This window comes from Pseudomonas sp. B21-019 (assembly GCF_024749225.1).
GTDB lineage: Bacteria > Pseudomonadota > Gammaproteobacteria > Pseudomonadales > Pseudomonadaceae > Aquipseudomonas.
Map to the genome: position 1 here is coordinate 941520 of NZ_CP087193.1, position 20611 is coordinate 962130.

General features: G+C 58.8%; 20 protein-coding genes, 2 tRNA genes and 1 pseudogene. 9 read left to right on the forward strand and 14 right to left on the reverse strand.

Annotated features, from left to right (window positions below; all coding sequences use genetic code 11):
• Nucleotides 1–80: 80 nt before the first annotated feature.
• Both LOY36_RS04095 and LOY36_RS04100 read right to left on the reverse strand, forming a co-directional pair.
• Nucleotides 81–157, reverse strand: a tRNA-Met gene (locus LOY36_RS04095).
• A 116-nt stretch (nucleotides 158–273) separates the two neighbouring features.
• Nucleotides 274–2331, reverse strand: a complete 2058-nt coding sequence (locus tag LOY36_RS04100) for a methyl-accepting chemotaxis protein (protein WP_019651141.1) — start codon at nucleotides 2329–2331, stop codon at nucleotides 274–276.
• 319 nt (nucleotides 2332–2650) lie between these two features.
• Here LOY36_RS04100 and LOY36_RS04105 point away from each other — a divergent pair, with 319 nt between their 5' ends.
• The 3 genes from LOY36_RS04105 (at nucleotide 2651) to LOY36_RS04115 (ending at nucleotide 4700) form a co-directional block, all read left to right on the forward strand.
• On the forward strand, nucleotides 2651–3868 hold the full coding sequence (locus LOY36_RS04105) for an MFS transporter (protein ID WP_019651142.1): 1218 nt from the start codon (nucleotides 2651–2653) through the stop codon (nucleotides 3866–3868).
• Between the two features lie 102 nt (nucleotides 3869–3970).
• Nucleotides 3971–4462, forward strand: a complete 492-nt coding sequence (locus LOY36_RS04110) for a hypothetical protein (protein WP_258672370.1) — start codon at nucleotides 3971–3973, stop codon at nucleotides 4460–4462.
• A gap of 4 nt (nucleotides 4463–4466) precedes the next feature.
• Nucleotides 4467–4700, forward strand: coding sequence for a hypothetical protein (locus LOY36_RS04115; RefSeq protein WP_019651144.1), 234 nt, complete (start codon nucleotides 4467–4469; stop codon nucleotides 4698–4700).
• A gap of 112 nt (nucleotides 4701–4812) precedes the next feature.
• Here LOY36_RS04115 and LOY36_RS04125 read toward each other — a convergent pair.
• From LOY36_RS04125 to LOY36_RS04165, 9 genes and pseudogenes are all read right to left on the reverse strand, one after another.
• Nucleotides 4813–5198, reverse strand: a pseudogene (locus tag LOY36_RS04125) (pyridoxal-phosphate dependent enzyme); the annotation flags it as partial.
• A gap of 159 nt (nucleotides 5199–5357) precedes the next feature.
• Nucleotides 5358–6458: a redox-regulated ATPase YchF gene (gene ychF / locus LOY36_RS04130; protein ID WP_018929566.1), complete on the reverse strand. Its 1101-nt coding sequence runs from the start codon at nucleotides 6456–6458 to the stop codon at nucleotides 5358–5360.
• A gap of 22 nt (nucleotides 6459–6480) precedes the next feature.
• Nucleotides 6481–7065: an aminoacyl-tRNA hydrolase gene (pth, locus tag LOY36_RS04135; RefSeq protein WP_019651146.1), complete on the reverse strand. Its 585-nt coding sequence runs from the start codon at nucleotides 7063–7065 to the stop codon at nucleotides 6481–6483.
• A 169-nt stretch (nucleotides 7066–7234) separates the two neighbouring features.
• The gene (locus LOY36_RS04140; RefSeq protein WP_018929567.1) at nucleotides 7235–7834 is read right to left on the reverse strand and encodes a 50S ribosomal protein L25/general stress protein Ctc; all 600 of its coding nucleotides are present in this window, start codon (nucleotides 7832–7834) and stop codon (nucleotides 7235–7237) included.
• A gap of 142 nt (nucleotides 7835–7976) precedes the next feature.
• Entirely contained in the window at nucleotides 7977–8918 is a 942-nt protein-coding gene (locus tag LOY36_RS04145; RefSeq protein ID WP_003171603.1) for a ribose-phosphate pyrophosphokinase, read from the reverse strand.
• 46 nt (nucleotides 8919–8964) lie between these two features.
• Nucleotides 8965–9039: transfer RNA gene (locus LOY36_RS04150), tRNA-Gln, on the reverse strand.
• 37 nt (nucleotides 9040–9076) lie between these two features.
• Nucleotides 9077–9928: a 4-(cytidine 5'-diphospho)-2-C-methyl-D-erythritol kinase gene (gene ispE / locus LOY36_RS04155; protein ID WP_258672371.1), complete on the reverse strand. Its 852-nt coding sequence runs from the start codon at nucleotides 9926–9928 to the stop codon at nucleotides 9077–9079.
• A gap of 2 nt (nucleotides 9929–9930) precedes the next feature.
• A complete protein-coding gene (lolB, locus tag LOY36_RS04160) occupies nucleotides 9931–10548 on the reverse strand; it encodes a lipoprotein insertase outer membrane protein LolB (RefSeq protein ID WP_018929569.1) in 618 nt (205 codons plus the stop codon).
• Between the two features lie 4 nt (nucleotides 10549–10552).
• Nucleotides 10553–12277, reverse strand: a complete 1725-nt coding sequence (locus tag LOY36_RS04165) for a tetratricopeptide repeat protein (protein ID WP_258672372.1) — start codon at nucleotides 12275–12277, stop codon at nucleotides 10553–10555.
• Between the two features lie 234 nt (nucleotides 12278–12511).
• Here LOY36_RS04165 and hemA point away from each other — a divergent pair, with 234 nt between their 5' ends.
• The 6 genes from hemA (at nucleotide 12512) to LOY36_RS04195 (ending at nucleotide 17879) form a co-directional block, all read left to right on the forward strand.
• Nucleotides 12512–13801, forward strand: a complete 1290-nt coding sequence (hemA, locus tag LOY36_RS04170; protein WP_026346024.1) for a glutamyl-tRNA reductase — start codon at nucleotides 12512–12514, stop codon at nucleotides 13799–13801.
• Complete coding sequence (prfA, locus tag LOY36_RS04175; protein WP_007939759.1) at nucleotides 13798–14880, forward strand: peptide chain release factor 1; 1083 nt, start codon at nucleotides 13798–13800, stop codon at nucleotides 14878–14880. Before hemA ends, prfA begins: the two co-directional genes overlap by 4 nt.
• The gene (gene prmC, locus LOY36_RS04180; RefSeq protein WP_019651151.1) at nucleotides 14881–15711 is read left to right on the forward strand and encodes a peptide chain release factor N(5)-glutamine methyltransferase; all 831 of its coding nucleotides are present in this window, start codon (nucleotides 14881–14883) and stop codon (nucleotides 15709–15711) included.
• Nucleotides 15705–16460 carry a molybdopterin-synthase adenylyltransferase MoeB gene (locus LOY36_RS04185; protein WP_258672374.1) on the forward strand — a complete coding sequence of 252 codons (756 nt, stop codon included), beginning with the start codon at nucleotides 15705–15707 and terminating at the stop codon, nucleotides 16458–16460. The genes prmC and LOY36_RS04185 overlap by 7 nt, the downstream gene beginning before the upstream one ends.
• Nucleotides 16453–17244: a glutamate racemase gene (gene murI, locus LOY36_RS04190; protein WP_019651153.1), complete on the forward strand. Its 792-nt coding sequence runs from the start codon at nucleotides 16453–16455 to the stop codon at nucleotides 17242–17244. Before LOY36_RS04185 ends, murI begins: the two co-directional genes overlap by 8 nt.
• A gap of 116 nt (nucleotides 17245–17360) precedes the next feature.
• On the forward strand, nucleotides 17361–17879 hold the full coding sequence (locus LOY36_RS04195; protein WP_258672376.1) for an acyloxyacyl hydrolase: 519 nt from the start codon (nucleotides 17361–17363) through the stop codon (nucleotides 17877–17879).
• 69 nt (nucleotides 17880–17948) lie between these two features.
• Here the strand turns inward: LOY36_RS04195 and LOY36_RS04200 are convergent, their stop codons facing one another.
• The 3 genes from LOY36_RS04200 to phrB all read right to left on the reverse strand — a co-directional run bounded on the left by LOY36_RS04200 (nucleotide 17949) and on the right by phrB (nucleotide 20603).
• On the reverse strand, nucleotides 17949–18254 hold the full coding sequence (locus LOY36_RS04200; RefSeq protein WP_018929577.1) for a YkgJ family cysteine cluster protein: 306 nt from the start codon (nucleotides 18252–18254) through the stop codon (nucleotides 17949–17951).
• A gap of 60 nt (nucleotides 18255–18314) precedes the next feature.
• Nucleotides 18315–19088 carry an SDR family oxidoreductase gene (locus tag LOY36_RS04205; RefSeq protein ID WP_258672377.1) on the reverse strand — a complete coding sequence of 258 codons (774 nt, stop codon included), beginning with the start codon at nucleotides 19086–19088 and terminating at the stop codon, nucleotides 18315–18317.
• A gap of 66 nt (nucleotides 19089–19154) precedes the next feature.
• Nucleotides 19155–20603, reverse strand: coding sequence for a deoxyribodipyrimidine photo-lyase (gene phrB / locus LOY36_RS04210; protein ID WP_258672378.1), 1449 nt, complete (start codon nucleotides 20601–20603; stop codon nucleotides 19155–19157).
• Between the last annotated feature and the right edge of the window lie 8 nt (nucleotides 20604–20611).

Genomic DNA, 20611 nt, shown 5'->3' on the forward strand with positions numbered 1-20611 from the left:
AAGGAGTGCTACGCAAATTCCGCCACTTTTCTCGAGGCATAAAAAAACGGCCTACCTTTCGGTAAGCCGTTTTTAGTACTTGGTGGCTACACAGGGACTTGAACCCCGGACCCCAGCATTATGAATGCTATGCTCTAACCAACTGAGCTATGTAGCCAAGTGGCGCGCATTATTCACCTGGAACGACGATGCGTCAAGCGTAAATCTAAAATATTTCTCCACACTTTCAACCGCTTATCCCGCTGACCCGAAAAATCGGGTCAGCGGAGGGCATCAACCGAGCTGAAATCTCCCGGTATTCGCACTCAAGGCCTTGCTGCCCTGGCTCAAGGTGTCCGCGGCGAGGTTCACCGCCCGCGCGCCTTCGAGCAAGCGTACCGCCGCCTGATCGACTTGCTGGATGTTGCCGCTGACTTCATCGGCGGTACTCGCTTGCTCTTCAACGGCAGTGGCGATTTGTGCCAGGGTGTCGGTGACGCTTTGCACCGCGCTGGCGATTTCCCCCAGGCGTTCGCCAAGACCGGTGACGGCTTGCGCATCCGATTGCGCCTGGCCGCAGGCGGCTTCCATCAGGCTTACCGCTTCGTTCACGGTGCTGCGCAGGCTGTCGACGGTGCCGGCGATCTGCGCGGTGGAGGACTGGGTGCGTTGCGACAGGCTGCGCACTTCATCGGCCACCACCGCAAAGCCGCGACCTTGCTCGCCAGCCCGTGCGGCCTCGATGGCGGCGTTGAGGGCCAGCAGGTTGGTCTGCTCGGCCACGCCGCGAATGGTATCGACCACCAATTGAATCTGCTGTCCTTGCTCGCTGACCCGACCCAGTGCCGCCGCCGTTTCGTTCAACCGCTGATTGAGCTGCTGAATACTCGCTGTCGTGCGTTGACTGTCGCGGCTGCTGTCGGCGGCGATGCGCTGGGTGTGCTGAGCGCTGCCAGACGCCTGTTCGCAACTCTGGGCGACCCCTTGTGAGGTGGCGGCCAATTGCGTGGCCGCAGCGGCGATCTGGCTGATTTGCAACTGCTGGGCTTCGACTTCGCCAAGGGCACCGCTGGAGTGATCGTTGAGCGTGCGCACCGCGTTGCTCAACTGCAGGGTTTCGTGATCGACCCCCAACAAACTGTTGCGCAGTTGTACCACCGCGACGTTAAGCGAGGTGCTGATCGCTGCCAATTCGTCGCGGCCCTGTACTGGTACTTGCAGGCTCAGGTTGCCGTCGCGCAGTGCTTCGGCCAACAGTGTGATGCCGCTGGCGCTGCGACGGATCGAGGCCTGTAGACAGATGAACAGGTACAGCGCGGCCAGCAGCAGGCAGCCAAAAATTGTCGCCACCAGGATGAACTGGCGGATGGCCGAGCCGTGGTAATAATCCAGCCGTTGATCCAGAGAAACCAACGATTGCTGGCGCAGCGAGGCAAGGTTACCGAGGAGGGCGTCGAGACTGCGTTCGAAGTCTTCGGGCTTGAGGTTGATGCTGCCACCGAAGACGCCGTCGTCCAGCACTTTCAAGCCGGTATCCAGCTGCTTGAGGCTGTCATGGTACTGCCCGGCCCAGGTTTGCAGGGCACTGGGCAGGCGCGCTTCCAGCAGGCCACCAGTTTTCACCAGCTGTTCCCGAGCATCGCCGATGCGGCTGCGCAAGTCACGCAATTGCAGACGGCTTTGCAGAGTGAACTGCCCGGACACCACCGAAGCTTGACCAACCGCGGCGAGGCGACCGACCCGTTCGATCAGGTCCGGTGCGTGTTGAGTGGAGATCTGCGTCAGCAGATAAGTTTCCAGCCATGGCGCGAGGGTCAGGCGATTGTCCATGGCGATTTGTTCGCGCAAGGCTTGCAGGGCGCTCAAGGCATTGGTAAAGCGATCGTAGCCGTCCGGCCACCATCCAACGCTGCTCAGGCTTTTCGAATCCAGGCCGGTGAGGGCGCTTTGCAGGGCTTGATAGCGGGTGAGGGTCTCGCCCTCGGCGCCTTCGGTTTTCAAGGCATTGCCCAAGTCTGTGATTGCTTGGGCCACGGCCGGCTGAACCGTGTCGAACGCTGCCATCGCCGCGATGGTTGCTGGCGTCGGCTGGCGATTGGTTTCGGTGGCGCGCCAGCGCGCGGCGCGGTCACGCTGGGCGGAGAGCAAGTTGTCGAGCGCATCCAGGGCTATCAATTGCCGGACCCCGGCGCGTTCGCCGGAGATCAGGTTCAACTTGTCACGATAGTCTTGGCCGATCATCCACAAGCTGCCTGCCAGCGGCAGGATAAACAGCAGAAACAGCAGCTGAAATTTGCGCGCGAAGCCGAAACGCCCCAGCAGCCCGATCCCCGGTGATAAAAAAGCCTGCATGCCCCATGACTCCTCTGGACACCACGCACCATTGGCGTGCGTCGAGGCCATTGCGACCGCGACTGATGTCCTTCTAAAAGGCCTCGAAAGTTCACCTTGGTCCGCTCTGTAGGCCGACTCTGTAGCGAAACTTCCCATTCTCGGTCCCCTTTGTAAGGGGCCGCGTTGAAGCGGATAAGCAAGGCAAGATTCAGACCATGGCTTTGCGCTATCACCTTTTTGAGGTCGTTAGCAAGCTAAGGGGATGGCGTGACTGCACCGAAAAATGGCACATTGACCGACCTGCCAGTGCGCACCCATCCGCAGTACGGAAACTCCCATGGCCATCAGCAACGTCCAGTCCGCCGTGACATCGGCGCCCGCTCCTTCACAAAGCAGTCCGCTGGTCATGCGCATCATCGGCGCAGTGGCGCTGGCGCATTTGATCAACGACTTGATTCAGGCGGTGTTGCCGTCGATCTATCCGATGCTCAAGGCCAACTATGGCCTGACTTTCACTCAGGTCGGCCTGATTACCCTGACTTTTCAACTGACGGCCTCGCTGTTGCAGCCGTGGGTTGGTTACCACACCGATCGCCATCCCAAGCCCTGGCTGTTGCCGGCCGGCACCGTTTGCACATTGATCGGCATTTTGATGATGTCGGTGGTCGGCAGCTTCCCGATGATCCTGCTGGCGGCAGGGTTGATCGGCATCGGCTCGTCGACCTTTCACCCGGAAGCTTCTCGCGTCGCGCGACTGGCCTCGGGTGGGCGTTTCGGGCTGGCGCAATCGACGTTTCAGGTCGGCGGTAATGCGGGCTCGGCCTTCGGGCCGTTGTTGGCGGCAGCGATCATCATTCCCTATGGTCAGGGCAATGTGGCCTGGTTCGGCTTGTTCGCGCTGTTTGCGTTGTTCGTGCTGTACCGGATCAGCCGCTGGTACGCCAATCACTTGAACCTGTTCAAACTCAAACAAGGTCAGGCAGCGACGCACGGTTTATCAAAAGGCCGGGTGATCAGTGCGTTGGTGGTGCTGGGGTTGCTGGTGTTCTCCAAGTATTTCTACATGGCCAGTCTCACCAGTTACTTCACGTTCTACCTGATCGAGAAGTTCGACCTGTCGGTGGCCAGCTCGCAGTTGCATCTGTTCCTGTTTCTCGGCGCGGTAGCGGCAGGGACCTTCTTCGGCGGGCCGATCGGCGACAGGATCGGGCGCAAGGCGGTGATCTGGTTCTCGATCCTCGGTGTGGCGCCGTTCACGCTGCTGCTGCCCCATGTGGACCTGTTCTGGACCAGTGTGTTGAGCGTGGTGATCGGTTTCATTCTGGCCTCGGCGTTCTCCGCTATCGTGGTGTATGCGCAAGAGCTGGTGCCGGGAAATGTCGGGATGATTGCGGGAGTGTTCTTCGGCTTGATGTTCGGCTTCGGCGGGATTGGCGCGGCGTTGCTCGGGCATTTGGCGGATATTCGCGGCATCGAGTATGTGTACTTCCTGTGTTCGTTCTTGCCGCTGTTTGGGGTGTTGGCGATCTTTCTGCCACGGACCAAAAAAGTCTGACCCGGAGCGCCTGCGGGCACCTGCAGCCGTGATTGCAATTTGCGCAAATCACTATCCTGGTGGACACTTCGCGCCTTTCTGGACTCGATAAGGACGCGAGCAGTGGAGTTTGACAGGAATCAATTTATTGCCAATCACGGCATTGTCTTCAGCGTCACCCGTTTCAGCATCACCCCCAGTGACCGGAGTGGCCTCAGGACGCTCCATTTCGGGGAGGCGAAATCGGCCCATTTTGAGGTCAGCAGTTTGCTGGTCGAGCTGTATGACAAGATGCTCGCCAAGGACCTGCCCTGCGAAATGATGGTAGGTATCTCCAGCCCGCTGACCCGCAAGCAGGGTGACCTGCTTAACGACCAGCGCATGAGTATTGCCAACGTTACCGCCGGGATCTTTATGGCGGCTGGCTCTAAAGTACCGGTTATTGGCATCGCTGTCGGGCCAGCGGCCGGCTATTTTGGCCGAGAGTTGGTGAAGAGCAAGCTACCGACCTATCACGCTGGCGATATCATCGTCAGTCTGGACGCTCAAGTCAGCGGCGGCATCGGACCGCAGCGCTCGGTGTCTTCCATGATCATCAAGTCCCAAGGAACATAGGCCCATGAATCTCTACAGTCAGTATGCGTTGGCCTGTGTGGGGATGGTGCTGCTGTACACTTGCGTAAGGAGCTACGTACTCAGGAAATGGCTCGGTATTGCTCTGGTCGGTCTGGGCTTTGGCGTGATGTTTGTGCTGCCACCCTACATTGGCAGCATTGATGTCGGGATCTTTGCAATCGCGGTAGTGGGGGCGGGGTCTTCGATGTTCTTCAATCGGAGTAAGTACCGAGTGTGAACATCGCGGTGGCGGTTCCTGATAAAGGAGCCGCCGTAGCCTTTGTTGTGCTGGTTTTATCCACGAAAAAAGATGTCGCGTACTGAATGAGGTTTATACCTGTTTCAGGATCCTCAAAATATTCAGCCGTTTCGTCAATTTCCGCTCCCAGCACGCGGCTCATCAGGATATTCCCAACCCGGTCGTAGACCGCATCCGGGAATGGAACCCAGCTTTCTTGAACGAGACTGCACTTCATGCCGAGTTTGGCAGCGACAGCCGCGACCTGGCGCGTGTGGTTTGACTGGACACCAGCGTATCCGCCTGCGAGGCACTGGCATCGGGAATGATGTATTCCAGCTTTCGGATCTTGTTACCGCCAAACGCAAGCCCGGAGTTGCAATCCTCTCGTTTGGCATAGAGCTCGATATTGCCCCCGAGACACGCCGATAGGCGATTCAGTTTCTCGATCGGCGTAGGGCCGAACATGAGTGGATAGCGTTCAAATTTCTCCAGCATGACGGTTCTCCAGATCACGGATGAGCCGTTTTCAATCTAGCAGAGCACATGTAAGAGGGTTGCGCGCTACCAGGATCCCAAAAAGCAAAATCCCCGTATCAGCGAGTGATTACGGGGATTTTGTGTCTATCGAGGTCCGTGGAAAACCACGGTTCCTCTTTACACGTTGAAACGGAAGTGCATCACGTCGCCGTCTTTAACGATGTAGTCCTTGCCTTCCAGGCGCCATTTACCGGCTTCTTTGGTGCCGGCTTCGCCTTTGTACTGGATGAAGTCGTCATAGGCGATAACTTCGGCGCGGATGAAGCCTTTTTCGAAGTCGGTGTGGATCACGCCGGCGGCTTGCGGTGCGGTAGCACCGACGCGGACGGTCCAGGCACGGACTTCTTCGACACCGGCGGTGAAGTAGGTCTGCAGGTGCAGCATTTCGTAGCCGGCGCGGATTACGCGGTTCAGGCCAGGCTCTTCGAGGCCCAGGGCTTCGAGGAACATGTCTTTCTCTTCGCCGTCTTCCAGTTCGGCGATCTCGGCTTCGATCTTGTTGCAGACCGGAACCACCACGGCGCCTTCTTCTTCGGCGATGGCCTTGACCACGTCCAGCAGCGGGTTGTTCTCGAAACCGTCTTCAGCGACGTTGGCGATGTACATGACCGGCTTGGTGGTCAGCAGGTGGAAACCGCGAATCACCTGCTTCTCGTCGGTGCTCATGTTCTTCATCAGGCTGCGCGCAGGCTTGCCCAGGGTGAAGTGAGCGATCAGCTGCTCAAGCAGGCCTTTCTGGACCACTGCATCCTTGTCACCGCCCTTGGCGTTACGAGCGACTTTCTGCAGTTGCTTCTCGCAGCTGTCGAGGTCGGCAAAGATCAGTTCCAGGTCGATGATCTCGATGTCGCGTTTCGGGTCGACGCTGTTGGAGACGTGAATCACGTTCTCGTCTTCGAAGCAGCGGACCACGTGGGCGATGGCATCGGTCTCGCGGATGTTGGCGAGGAACTTGTTGCCCAGGCCTTCACCTTTCGAGGCGCCGGCCACCAGGCCTGCGATATCGACGAATTCCATGGTGGTCGGCAGGATACGCTTGGGCTTGACGATGGCCGCCAAGGCTTCCAGGCGCGGATCCGGCATCGGCACGATACCGCTGTTGGGCTCGATGGTGCAGAAGGGGAAGTTCTCGGCCGCGATACCGGATTTGGTCAGGGCGTTGAACAGGGTGGACTTGCCGACGTTAGGCAGGCCGACGATGCCGCAATTGAATCCCATGGTGTTTCCCCTCGGGTAAGAGTCAGGCCTTCTGGCTGTGCAGGTTTTTCATCGCGCGGTTCCATTCCCCGGCGAGGATATCCGGCAGCACGCCGAGGGCAAAGTCGATGCTGGCATCGAGTTTTTCCTGTTCGGCGCGTGGCGCACGACCCAGGACGAAGTTTGAAACCATACTGGCAACGCCCGGGTGGCCAATGCCAAGCCGCAGGCGGTGAAAGGTATTCTGATTGCCCAGTTGCGCAATGATGTCGCGCAACCCGTTATGACCGCCATGGCCGCCGCCCTGTTTGAGCTTGGCAACGCCCGGAGGCAGGTCGAGTTCGTCATGCGCCACCAGAATCTCTTCAGGCGTAATGCGAAAGAAGCCGGCAAGTGCCGCTACGGCCTGGCCGCTGCGGTTCATGTAGGTGGTGGGAATCAGTAGACGAACATCCTGACCCTGATGCGAATAGCGCCCGGTCAGGCCGAAATATTTGCGATCGGCCACAAGATTGACACCCTGTGCCTGCGCGATGCGCTCAACAAAAAGGGCCCCTGCGTTATGCCGGGTCTGTTCGTATTCAGCGCCTGGATTTCCCAGGCCAACGATCAGTTTGATGGCAGTCACGATAGGGGCCCTTCCTTGAAGTGGTGGATAACATCGCCGCCATCAGGGAGTGCGGCGAAAGTGGACGACAAGTGCTCATTTACCATTATGTAAACTCCGCGTTCTCGCCCGCTTTCTCGCTACGCTCTAGTCCGCGATGTTACCGGTCACTCCGGCGTACAGAGTGAATTTACTCTGCAGCGCCTTCTGCAGCTTCTGGAGCAACACGTGGAGCGTGAACGTTGGCAACAGCCAGGTCGTTACCGTGAGCCAGAGCAACAAATTCAACGCCTTTAGGAGCGCTGATGTCGGACAGGTGAATGATCGAGCCGACTTCGGCGTTAGCCAGGTCAACTTCGATGAATTCAGGCAGGTCTTTTGGCAGGCAGGACACTTCGATTTCAGCAACAACGTGCGAAATCTCGCCGCCTTTCTTCACCGGAGCAGCTTCGTTGATGAAGTGCACTGGAACGATAGCGGTCAGCTTTTGGCCAGCAACTACGCGTACGAAGTCAGCGTGCATCACGTGGCCTTTGGCCGGGTGACGCTGCAGAGCCTTGATGATTACGTTTTGCTTGGTGCCGCCAACGTTCAGCTCGATGATGTGGCTGTAAGCCGCTTCGTTTTCGAGCAGTTTGGCAACTTCTTTAGCCAGCATGCTGATGGATTCAGGGGCTTTTTCGCCACCGTAAACTACAGCTGGAACCAGGCTTGCGAGACGACGCAGGCGGCGGCTCGCACCTTTCCCCAGGTCGGAACGCACTTCAGCATTCAGAGTAAAATCGTTCATGTTGTATCTCCAAAATAACCACATTCGCCCCAGCGTTTGCGACCAGCGCTAAAGGCGATATGGGCAAAAAAGCCCCGCCCCGACATGAATGCCGGGGCGGGGCGCTTTTCGTCAACAGGATGTAATGAAAAGGGCAGGGCCCTTAACGGAACATCGCGCTGATCGATTCTTCATTGCTGATGCGGCGGACCGCCTCGGCAACTACCGGTGCGATATCCAGTTGGCGGATACGCGCACAGGCTTGTGCTGCAGCGGACAGCGGGATGGTGTTCGTCACCACCAGCTCGTCCAGCACGGAATTTTCAATGTTTTCGATCGCCCGACCCGACAGCACAGGGTGCGTGCAGTAGGCGAAAACCTTGGCAGCGCCATGCTCTTTCAAGGCCTTGGCCGCGTGACACAGAGTGCCGGCGGTATCGACCATGTCATCGACCAGAATACAGGTACGCCCTTCGACATCACCGATGATATGCATCACTTCAGAGTGATTGGCTTTCTCACGGCGTTTGTCGATGATCCCGAGATCCACGCCCAGGGATTTGGCAACAGCCCGTGCACGCACGACGCCGCCAATGTCCGGGGACACGATCATCAGGTTTTCGAAGCGCTGATCTTCAATGTCATCCACCAGTACCGGGGAGCCGTAGATGTTATCTACCGGAATATCGAAGAAACCCTGGATTTGGTCAGCATGCAGATCAACCGTGAGAACACGGTCGATGCCGACTACGGTAAGCATGTCAGCAACGACTTTCGCGCTGATAGCCACACGTGCGGAACGCGGACGGCGATCCTGACGGGCATAACCAAAGTAAGGAATAACAGCAGTGATACGAGTAGCCGAGGAGCGGCGGAAGGCATCAGCCATCACTACCAGTTCCATCAGGTTATCGTTGGTCGGAGCGCAAGTCGGCTGAATAATGAAGACATCCTTACCGCGGACGTTTTCATTGATCTCGGCTGTAATTTCGCCGTCGGAAAACTTACCGACAGAGATGTCACCGAGAGGGATATGCAGCTGACGTACGACACGCCGAGCCAGATCGGGGTTAGCGTTCCCCGTAAAGACCATCATCTTGGACACGCGCAGTACCTGAAGGCTGAGGGTAACCTGGATGAGTATAGGAAAATGGCAGGGGCGGCTGGATTCGAACCAACGCATGGCAGGATCAAAACCTGCTGCCTTACCGCTTGGCGACGCCCCTGTATCTGTTGCTACGAGTACCCAGTACCCGATTCCTTTTAGAGCAGACTTTGCAGCTTGCGATGCAACATCGAAACGTTGCTTCCTTTTGCTACAAACCCTGTAAGGGTCTCTGTAAGAAGGGCCGAGACTTTATCAGCTTCAGCTTTGCTTGGGAAGCCCCCAAACACACAACTTCCAGTTCCGGTGAGTTTTGCTTCGGTAAATTTACCTAGCAAATTCAAGGCGTTACGTACCTCTGGATAACGTCTTGCTACCACCGACAAGCAGTCATTTCGACTGTTTCCCTTGGGAACGGGGCGCACTTTAATGGGAGGAGTGTTACGTGTCAACAGCGGATCTGAAAAAATTTCTGCTGTACTTACAGATACTTGCGGCACAAGCACCAGATACCACGGTTCCTCGGGTTCTACAGGCGTGAGTTTCTCCCCCACGCCCTCGGCGAAAGCCGCGTGGCCACGCACGAAAACCGGGACGTCGGCGCCAAGCGTCAGGCCCAGCGCGGCCAGCCTGTCGTCATCCCAGCCCAGTTGCCAAAGATGATTGAGGCCCAGCAACGTGGTCGCCGCGTTCGAACTGCCGCCACCGATTCCGCCGCCCATGGGCAGGATTTTTTCGATCCAGATGTCGATGCCCAGCGAGCAACCGGATTGCTCCTGGAGTTTTTTCGCGGCTTTGACGATCAGGTTGCTGTCGTGAGGGACGTCGGCGAATTCGGTGTGCAATCGAATAACGCCATCGTCGCGAACGGCGAAGGTGATTTCATCGCCGTAATCGAGAAACTGAAAAATCGTCTGCAACTCGTGGTAACCGTCTTCACGGCGACCGAGGATATGCAGCATCAGGTTGAGTTTGGCGGGCGAGGGCAGTGTCAGGCGTGGGGTAGTCATCTTCACTGCCCCAGTTTGCGCGGTTGCCAGTCCTTGATCACCAGCGTGACATCAAGGTCGGTGCCGTGCAGTTTGATCCGCTCGGGCAGCCAATAGCCGTTTTGCTCGGCATAACTGAGGTACTCGACCTGCCAGCCATCCTGTTCAAGATTGGCCAGGCGGCTGTCGACGTCCAGGGTCAGACGACTTTTGCTGTCCGGGGCCGGGAGACCGCGAACCCACCACGCCAGATGGGACACCGGCAATTTCCAGCCCAGTTGTTCTTCGACCAGGGCTTCCGGGGTCGACGCGTCATAACGGCCCTGATTGGCCACTTCCAGCGAGACTTTGCCGGGGCGCCCGGTCAAGCGGGCTGCGCCACGACCCAGTGGGCCGGAGAGGCGGATGTCGTAGTAATCCTGGCGTTGCAGCCAGAACAGGGTGCCGCTGCCCGAATCTTTTGGCGCGCGGATACCGATCTTGCCGTTGATCTGCCAGCCGTCGAGGCTGCTCAGTTGTTGTTTGTGCTCGCGCCATTGGGCCGGGTTACCGTGTCCCCCGACCGATTCACGGGCGCTGAAGCCCGCGCAACCGGCGAGCAGGGCGATGAAGCTGAAAACGATGATGTGGCGCAAAAACATAATCTTAAAGAGTCTCTGATCCGGTCAGGCGCTTGATGGTGCTGCGCAGGGTAGGGCTGTCGGGCTGCTCCTTGAGGAACTTGCTCCAGACTTGTTTGGCTTCGCGTTGTTTGCCATTGGCCCACAGGACCTCGCCCAGATGAGCGGCAACTTCCTGATCGGGGAAGCGCTCCAGCGCCTGGCGCAAATAGCGCTCGGCTTCGTCGAGGTTGCCCAGGCGGAAATTCACCCAGCCGAGGCTGTCGAGAACGGCCGGGTCTTCCGGGTTCAACTGGTGCGCCTGTTCGATCAGGGCCTTGGCTTCGGCGTAGCGCGTGGTGCGGTCGGACAGGGTGTAGCCGAGGGCATTCAACGCCATCGCATTGTCCGGGTCGCGTTTGATGATCAGTCGCAGGTCTTTTTCCATCTGCGCCAGGTCATTACGCTTTTCCGCCTGCATGGCTCGGGTATACAGCAGATTCAAATCATCCGGGAATTTCTGCAGGGCTTGCTGCAAGACGTTCCAGGCCTTGTCGCCCTGTTTGTTGGCCGACAAGGTTTCGACTTCGATCAGGTACAACTGGATGGCGTAATCGGGTTGCTCGTCGCGCTGGGCCGCAAGACGTTTTTGGGCTTCGGCGGTCCTGCCGTTGTTCATCAGAATATCGGCCTGACGCAATTGCGCTGGCAGGTAATCGTTGCCCGGCCCGACCTGGGCGTACTCGATCAGCGCGCCCTGGGGGTCGTTACGCTCTTCAGCGATACGCCCAAGGTTCAGGTGAGCTGAGTCGACATGGCTTTCCCTGGCGATCAAGTCTTCCAGATAACCTTTTGCTTCGTTCCAGGCCTTGGCTTCCAGGCAGACCAGAGCCAACGAATAACGCAGTTCGTCGTCTTCCGGGTATTGCTGCACCAGGCTCGAGAACTCGACCTTGGCGTCGTCCATGCGGTCCTGTTCGACCAGCATGCGCGCGTAGGTCAGGCGCAGGCGTTTGTCGTCCGGGTATTTCTTGATGCTTTTTTGCAGTAACGGCAAGGCTTCACCGCCACGGCTGAGCCCTTGCAGCAGGCGCGCGCGCAGCAGAATCGGCGCTATTTCGCCTTCTTCCGGCGGGTTGTCTTCGAGCAGGGTCAGCGCGCCTTTGGCGTCGCCATCCTGTTGCAACAGCAAGGCCTTGCCGAAAATCAGCTGGTTGTTGTGCGGGTGGCGCTGCAACAAACGGTCAAAACCTTTCATCAGGCCGTTGCGGGTTTCCTGGTCAGTATCGGCCGCAGACAGGGCGAGGAAGTCAAAATGAGTGTCGCCTTTGCCTTGCAGGACTTTTTCCATATAAGCCATGGAGTCGTCGTAACGCCCGGCGCGGGCGAGTTGCACGGCCGCCGCCCGTTGCGCCTCGAGATCGTTCGGGGCGTTTTTTGCCCAGATCAGCGAGGTGTCGAGGGCCGCTTGATCGGCGCCCAGGTATTCGGCAATGCGAAATGCCCGCTCGGAGATGCCCGGATCCTGGGTATTGATGGCCTGGGTCACGTAGTTGTCCAGGGCAATGTCGTAACGATTGCGCTGGCCAGCCACTTCGGCGCTCAACAGGCTGAAGACGGTTTCTTCGCTGAACGAGCTGTAAACCTTGGGCTTTTCAGGCGCCGGGGTGCTGTCTTCGACCGGCGGCGTACCGTCCGACGAAACGGGTGCCAAGGCCTGGCAGCCGCTGAGGAAGACAAAAGCGAGGAGCAACGCGGAAGATCTATTCATATAGGAAGAGGACGACTAACCTGCGGTCGGATCATCATGACACAAGCCTTCGGTCAAACATAACCGCCCGGCCAATTTACCCGCGCACGCAATCCCTGCAGGCCCGGCGCTGGTGTAAACGAGAACGGATCGCAGCTTCGGCGGCGTCAACCGGGACGATAGATATCGAGTGGTTGTTCTGGCTCTGTCGAAGTAGGACAATTGTCGGCTTCACGTCACCATCAGCGACCTTGAATGGCCTTCCTTGCACTCGGTATTAACCACAAGACTGCTTCAGTAGACGTCCGCGAGCGCGTGGCCTTTACCCCTGAGCAGCTGGTTGAGGCCTTGCAGCAGCTCTGCCGACTCACCGACAGCCGCGAAGCTGCGATCCTCTCCACCTGCAATCGCAGTGAACTGTATATAGAACAGGATCACCTTTCGGCTGACATCGTGCTGCGCTGGCTGGCCGATTATCATCATTTGAGCCTCGAAGAACTGCGTGCAAGCGCTTATGTGCATGAAGATGATGCGGCAGTTCGTCACATGATGCGGGTCGCCTCCGGGCTCGATTCGCTGGTGTTGGGTGAACCACAGATTCTTGGCCAGATGAAATCGGCCTACGCCGTGGCTCGCGAGGCGGGCACCATTGGTCCGCTACTCGGGCGTTTGTTCCAGGCCACGTTCAATGCGGCCAAACAGGTGCGAACCGACACCGCCATCGGTGAAAACCCGGTGTCAGTGGCGTTTGCCGCGGTCAGCCTGGCGAAACAGATTTTCAGTGATTTGCAACGCAGCCAGGCCTTGTTGATCGGCGCCGGCGAGACCATCACCCTGGTCGCCCGCCATCTGCATGAGCTGGGTGTGAAGCGAATCGTGGTCGCCAACCGTACCCTGGAGCGCGCAAGCACCCTGGCCGAGCAGTTTGGCGCCCATGCGGTGTTGCTCTCGGACATCCCGACAGAACTGGTGCGCAGCGACATCGTCATCAGTTCCACCGCCAGCCAGTTGCCTATTCTCGGTAAAGGCGCGGTGGAAAGTGCCTTGAAATTGCGTAAGCACAAGCCGATTTTCATGGTGGATATCGCAGTCCCTCGGGATATCGAACCGGAAGTCGGCGAGTTGGACGACGTTTACCTGTATAGCGTCGACGATCTCCACGAAGTGGTCGCCGAAAACCTCAAGAGCCGTCAGGGCGCTGCCCAGGCTGCCGAGGAGATGGTGTCGGTCGGAGCCGAAGATTTCATGGTTCGCCTGCGCGAACTGGCGGCGGTGGATGTGCTCAAGGCTTATCGTCAACAAAGCGAGCGCCTGCGCGACGAAGAATTGCAGAAGGCCCAGCGCATGCTCGCCAACGGCAGCAGCGCCGAGGACGTGCTGGTGCAACTGGCCCGTGGCCTGACCAACAAACTCTTGCATGCCCCGAGCGTGCAATTGAAAAAGCTCTCTGCCGAAGGCCGCCTCGATGCGCTGGCCATGGCCCAGGAACTCTTTGCCCTCGGTGAGGGCTCATCGGATAGCTTTTCGGATAAGAAACCGCAATGAAAGCGTCACTGCTCAATAAGCTGGACATCCTCCAGGACCGTTTCGAGGAATTGACCGCCCTGCTTGGCGATGGCGAAGTCATTTCCGATCAGAACAAATTCCGCACCTATTCCAAGGAATACGCGGAGGTCGAGCCGATCGTCGACACCTATAAACAGCTGCTTAAAGTGCAGGGCGACCTCGAAGGCGCACAGGCACTGCTCAAGGACAGCGACCCGGACATGCGTGAAATGGCCGTGGAAGAAGTCCGCGAAGCCAAGGAGCGATTGATCGAGCTCGAAGCCAGCCTGCAACGCATGCTGCTGCCCAAGGATCCGAACGACGGTCGTAACGTGTTCCTGGAAATCCGCGCGGGCACTGGCGGTGATGAAGCGGCGATTTTCTCCGGCGACCTGTTCCGCATGTATTCGCGTTACGCCGAGCGGCGTGGCTGGCGGGTAGAGATTCTCTCGGAGAACGAAGGCGAACACGGTGGCTATAAAGAAGTTATCGCCCGTGTCGAAGGCGAGAACGTCTACGGCAAACTGAAGTTCGAATCCGGTGCGCACCGTGTGCAGCGGGTTCCGGCCACTGAGTCTCAAGGTCGCATCCACACCTCGGCCTGCACCGTGGCGGTATTGCCCGAGCCGGACGAGCAGGAAGCCATCGAGATCAACCCGGCGGATCTGCGGGTCGACACCTATCGCTCCTCCGGTGCCGGTGGTCAGCACGTCAACAAGACCGACTCGGCGATTCGTATCACGCACTTGCCGTCCGGTATTGTCGTCGAGTGCCAGGAAGAACGTTCCCAGCACAAGAACCGCGCCCGGGCGATGTCCTGGCTGTCGGCCAAACTCAACGACCAGCAGACCAGTGCCGCGGCCAATGCCATCGCCAGCGAGCGTAAATTGCTGGTCGGTTCCGGTGACCGCTCCGAGCGGATCCGTACCTACAACTTCGCCCAGGGCCGGGTCACCGACCATCGGGTCAACCTGACGCTGTATTCGCTCGACGAAATTCTCGCGGGCGGCGTGGATGCGGTGATCGAACCGTTGCTGGCCGAATACCAGGCCGATCAATTGGCAGCGATAGGTGAGTAAATGACGATCATTGCCAGTTTGCTGCGCGCCGCCGATTTGCCTGATTCGCCCACCGCGCGCCTGGATGCCGAATTGCTGCTGGCGGCGGCCTTGGGCAAGTCCCGCAGCTTTCTGCACACCTGGCCTGAGCGTATCGTCCCGAGCGAAGCGGCACTGAAGTTTGCCGAGTATTTGCAGCGCCGCCGCAGCGGTGAGCCAGTGGCCTATATTCTGGGTCAGCAAGGCTTCTGGAAGCTCGACCTGGAAGTCGCGCCCCACACGTTGATTCCGCGTCCCGACACTGAATTGCTGGTGGAAGCAGCGTTGGAACTGTTGCCGGCCACCCCAGCCAAGGTGCTCGATCTGGGTACCGGCAGTGGTGCCATCGCCCTGGCGCTGGCCAGCGAGCGTCCTGCCTGGAAGGTCACCGCCGTGGATCGCGTGCTGGAAGCCGTGGCCCTGGCCGAGCGCAATCGTCAGCGCTTGAACCTGAACAATGCCACGGTGTTGAGCAGTCATTGGTTCAGTGCCCTGGAAGGCCAGCGTTTTCAACTGATCATCAGCAATCCGCCCTACATCGCTTCGACCGATCCGCATCTGGTGGAGGGCGACGTACGCTTTGAGCCGGCCAGTGCCTTGGTGGCGGGTGTCGATGGGCTCGACGATTTGCGTCTGATCGTCGCCCAGGCACCGGATTATCTTGAAGCGGGTGGTTGGTTGATGCTCGAACACGGTTACGATCAAGCCTGCTCAGTGTGCGATTTGCTGCTGACCCGTGGCTTTGAAGAAGTCCATAGCCGCACCGATCTGGGCGGTCACCAACGCATCAGTCTGGGGCGCTTGCCGTGCTGAATGATCAGGAATTGCTGCGATACAGCCGGCAGATTCTGCTGCAACACGTCGACATCGACGGCCAGTTACGGCTCAAGGAAAGCCGTGTGCTGATTATCGGTCTCGGTGGCCTCGGGTCGCCGGTTGCGCTGTACCTGGCCGCGGCTGGTGTCGGTGAGTTGCATCTGGCGGACTTCGACACGGTCGACCTGACCAATCTGCAACGCCAGATCGTTCACGACACCGACAGCGTCGGCCTGAGCAAGGTCGATTCGGCGATCCGTCGCCTGACCGCGATCAATCCAGAGATTCAGCTGATCGCCCATCGCACTGCATTGGACGAGGATTCGCTGGCCGCCGCTGTTGCCACGGTGGATCTGGTGCTGGACTGTTCCGACAATTTTTCCACCCGCGAGGCGGTCAACGCTGCGTGTGTGGCCGCGCGCAAGCCGCTGGTCAGCGGTGCGGCGATTCGCCTGGAAGGGCAATTGTCGGTGTTCGACCCGCGTCGTCCAGAGAGCCCGTGCTACCACTGTTTATACGGGCACGGCAGCGAGGCCGAGTTGACCTGCAGCGAGGCGGGCGTCGTCGGTCCTTTGGTCGGGTTGGTCGGCAGCCTCCAGGCACTGGAAGCGCTGAAACTGCTGGTGGGGTTCGGCGAGCCGCTGGTGGGGCGCCTGTTATTGATTGATGCCTTGGGCTCACGCTTCCGTGAATTGCGGGTCAAGCGTGATCCAGGCTGCAGCGTCTGCGGGTCGCGCCATGCGTGAAGCGCCGATTGCTGTGTTCGATTCCGGCGTCGGTGGACTCTCCGTGCTGGCCGAGATCCAGCAGTTGCTGCCAAACGAGTCTCTGTTGTACTTCGGCGATTGCGGGAATATTCCCTACGGCGAGAAAACCCCGGCATTCATCCGCCAGCGTTGCAGTGTCATGGCGCGGTTCTTTCAGCAGCAAGGCGCCAAGGCGCTGGTGCTGGCTTGCAACACCGCGACGGTGGCCGGCGTTGCGGACTTGCGGCGCGATTACCCCGAGTGGCCTATCGTCGGCATGGAGCCTGCGGTCAAACCGGCCGCTGCGGCGACGCGTAGCGGTGTGGTCGGCGTGCTCGCCACCACCGGTACTTTGCAGAGTGCCAAGTTTGCTGCCTTGCTCGATCGTTTCGCCACCGATGTACGGGTGATTACTCAGCCGTGCCCCGGGCTGGTGGAGCTGATTGAAAATGGCGATCTGCACAGCGAGACATTGCGTCAGTTGCTGCGAGGGTATGTCGAGCCGCTGCTGGCTGCAGGTGCAGATACGATCATTCTGGGCTGTACGCATTATCCCTTTTTAAAGCCGCTGCTAAAGCAGATGCTCCCGCAAAACATCAGCTTGATTGATACCGGCGCCGCTGTGGCGCGGCAGCTCCAGCGTCTGCTGGCCGAGCGAGAATTGCTGGCCGAGGGGCCTGCTCGCCCCGCACAGTTCTGGTCGAGTGCGGACCCAGAGCATTTCAGAAATATCTTGCCGATCCTGTGGAATATGTCTGGGGTTGTGCGAAGCTTCGAAAGATAGAGACGCGTAGCAAACGAATAATTGGGGTGAGCTTCTGATTAAACGGTGACTTCTATAGCTTTGTTTGTTTTGCAGCATAAAAATCATACTAAATTGTTCGGAAAAGGATGTTTCTAATGAAGCGACTATTCTGTTTGGCCGCGATTGCGACCGCATTGATGGGGCACAGTTTTTCCGCGCAGGCGGCAGGGGTGGAGTTCGGGGTCGGCCAGACCAGCGATTCGACCATGACCTACCGACTGGGCATGCAGTTCGATTGGGACAAGAGCTGGTTGCAGAGTGATGTTGGCCGCTTGACCGGCTACTGGAGCGGCGCTTACACCTACTGGGATGGCGACAAAACGGCGAGCAATCACAGTTTGTCGTTCTCGCCGGTACTGGTGTACGAGTTTGCCGGTCAGAACATCAAGCCCTACGTCGAAGCGGGTATCGGTATCGCGGTGTTTGCCAACACCGAATACGAAGATAACAAGCTCGGCAGTGCCTTTCAGTTCGAAGACCGTTTCGGGTTTGGTCTGCGCTTTGCCGGCGGACATGAAGTCGGGATTCGCGCCACCCACTACTCCAATGCCGGGATCAGTAACCCGAACGACGGTGTAGAAAGCTACGCATTGCATTACACGATGCCGTTGTAAGCCTGCAATGTTTGGATGTGGGAGCTACCTGTGGCGGGGGCTCTCACATGGCACCGGGTGACTTCGATCTCACCGATACGCTGTCGCAATCCCCTGGCGTTCGGTGATGCATTCCGGTGCGCCCATTTCGAACTCCCGGCAGATCAGCGGACGCTTTTCATAGATGGTGCACATCATGCTGTTGCGATCCAGTGCGGCGCACCAGCCGTCATCCAGTCGCAGCATGACTTCACCACCCCAATCATCGGTATCGATAAAACGTTCGGGCACGCCGGTGTCAGTGATCAGCATCACTTCAAGCTGGCAGCAGCAGGCTGCGCAGGTCGAGCAGGTGACCGCAGGCTCGGCGACTTGCGTGTGGGGAATGGTTTTCATGGCGCGCAGTGTAAGGCAGTGAGCCCACGCTGTGTAAAAGGCCTGACAGACGCTCAGGCTTCACGGCAGACCCTCGATCGGCGGCTTGTTTCGCGCTTGTTCGTCGATTGCCAGTCCCGCCCGGTCGGGTTGTTGCGGCAGGGGCCAAAGAACAGGCATGAGCAGCTCCGGCAAGGAGAATTCCAGTGGACGATTCTTGATCATGTCGAGGAGGTATCGCGCGGCTTGGCCTGCCGACCAGTCGAGATGTATCGGGACGCCGTTGTTCAGAGGCGTATTGATAAGTCCTGGGCTGACCACGGTCATTTCGATGTTTTCCGGCGCCATGTCGATGCGCAATGACTCGAATAGATGACGCAACCCGGCCTTTGAATCGCCATAGGATTCGGTCCACGGCAGGGGTAACCAGGTCACCGAACTGGCAATGCCCACTAGATGCGGCGCAGTGCCCGCCTGCAGCAAAGGCCGGGCGGCTGCGATGCAATAGCTGCTGGCAAGCAAGTTGGTACGCACGATGTGCTCGATGATTGACGAGTCTAACTGATTGGCGTCGACGTATTCGCAGGTGCCGGCGTTAAGGATCATGGTGTCCAGAGAATCCCATTCCTGCGCAATATGCTCGCCGATTTCACGCACTCTTTGCCCGTTGGTCAAATCGCCCGCGACCACCAGCACCTGACCGGGATAGCGCTCAGACAGGTCTTTCAGTGACGCCACCGAGCGGGAGCTGACCGCCAGATGGGCACCGCTTTTCAGTATTTCTTCAGCCAGCGCAGCGCCAATACCGTTGCTGGCGCCGGTCAACCAGTATCGCCTTGGAGGTGTACGACTCATCCCAATCCCCTTATTTACCCAATATTTCCCTGGCTCAATTCCGTGTTCATGACGCAACGCTCAGCATCAATTTAATGACGGTGGCGATAAACCCTGTCGTGATGGCAGGTTCTTGAACGCGGCCAGGGCCCGTTCACGGGAAGCACTCAGATTGACGATGGGCGACGGATAATTCCTCACGCCGAACAGTCCGTCGAGATTTGCCGGGTTGTGCAGGTCTTCTCTATTCAATTCGTTGAGCTCCGGCACCCAGTGCTTGATGAACACCCCTTCGGCATCGAACTTTTCCGACTGGCTCAGCGGGTTGAAAATCCGGAAGTAGGGCGCCGAATCGGTGCCGGTGGACGAACTCCACTGCCAGCCACCATTGTTCGCCGCCAGGTCGCCATCAATCAGGTGCCGCATGAAGAAGCGCTCGCCTTCACGCCAGTCGATCAGCAGGTTCTTGGTCAGGAACATCGCCACCACCATGCGCAGGCGGTTGTGCATCCAGCCGGTTTCCAGCAATTGGCGCATGGCGGCATCGATGATCGGCAGGCCGGTGCGGCCTTGCTGCCAGGCCTCGAGTTCTTGCGGGGCGTCACGCCAGACCAGGGCTTCGGTTTCCGGACGGAAGGCGCGGTGCCGGGATACACGTGGGTAGCCCACCAATATGTGTTTGTAGAACTCGCGCCACAGCAGCTCGTTGATCCAGGTGACGGCGCCGACCTTGCCGCTTTCGAACTCGCCCTGATTGCTTCGCAACGCGGCGTGCAGGCACTGACGAGGGGAAATCACCCCGGCGGTGAGATAGGCCGAGAGCTGGCTGGTGCCGGGTTTTGCCGGGAAGTCGCGTTCGCTGTGGTAATAGTCGATCTGGGCGTCGACAAAGGTGTCGAGGCGGCGCCGGGCTTCGGTTTCACCGGCTGGCCAGAGGGCGCGCAAGCTGTCGTTGGGAGAAGCGAAACCCTCGACACGGGAGGGCGGTTCGTCGCTGCTGATATGCAATGGAGCCTGAAGGGCGGGTGCAGCGACCAATCCGGGTAATGAAGCGTGCAGGCGTTCGTAGCAGACCTTGCGAAACTGGCTGAAGACCTGGAAGTAGGTTCCGGTTCTGGTGAGCACGGTGCCTGGCTTGAACAGCAGCTGATCGAGGTGGCTGTAAAAGTCGATGCCCCGGGCTTTCAGCGCGTGGGCCACCGCCGCATCACGGCGAGTCTCATGTATGCCGTATTCCTCGTTGACGTGCACCGCGTCGATCTTCAACTGCTGGCACAGTTCGAGCAGAACCTTGGGCGCTTCATCCCAGCGGGACGCCTGGCGAATCAGTAGCGGGATGTTCAGGGCGTCCAGCGCGCGTCGTAATTCGGCGAGGTTGCGCAACCAGAAGTCCACTTTGCACGGCGCGTCGTCGTGCGCAAGCCACTGCTGCGGGCTCGGCAAATACACCGCCACACACGGGCCACGGGCTGCGGCGGCCGAGAGGGCGGTGTTGTCGTGTAGACGCAGGTCGCTGCGCAGCCAGATCAATTGCATGGTCGTAT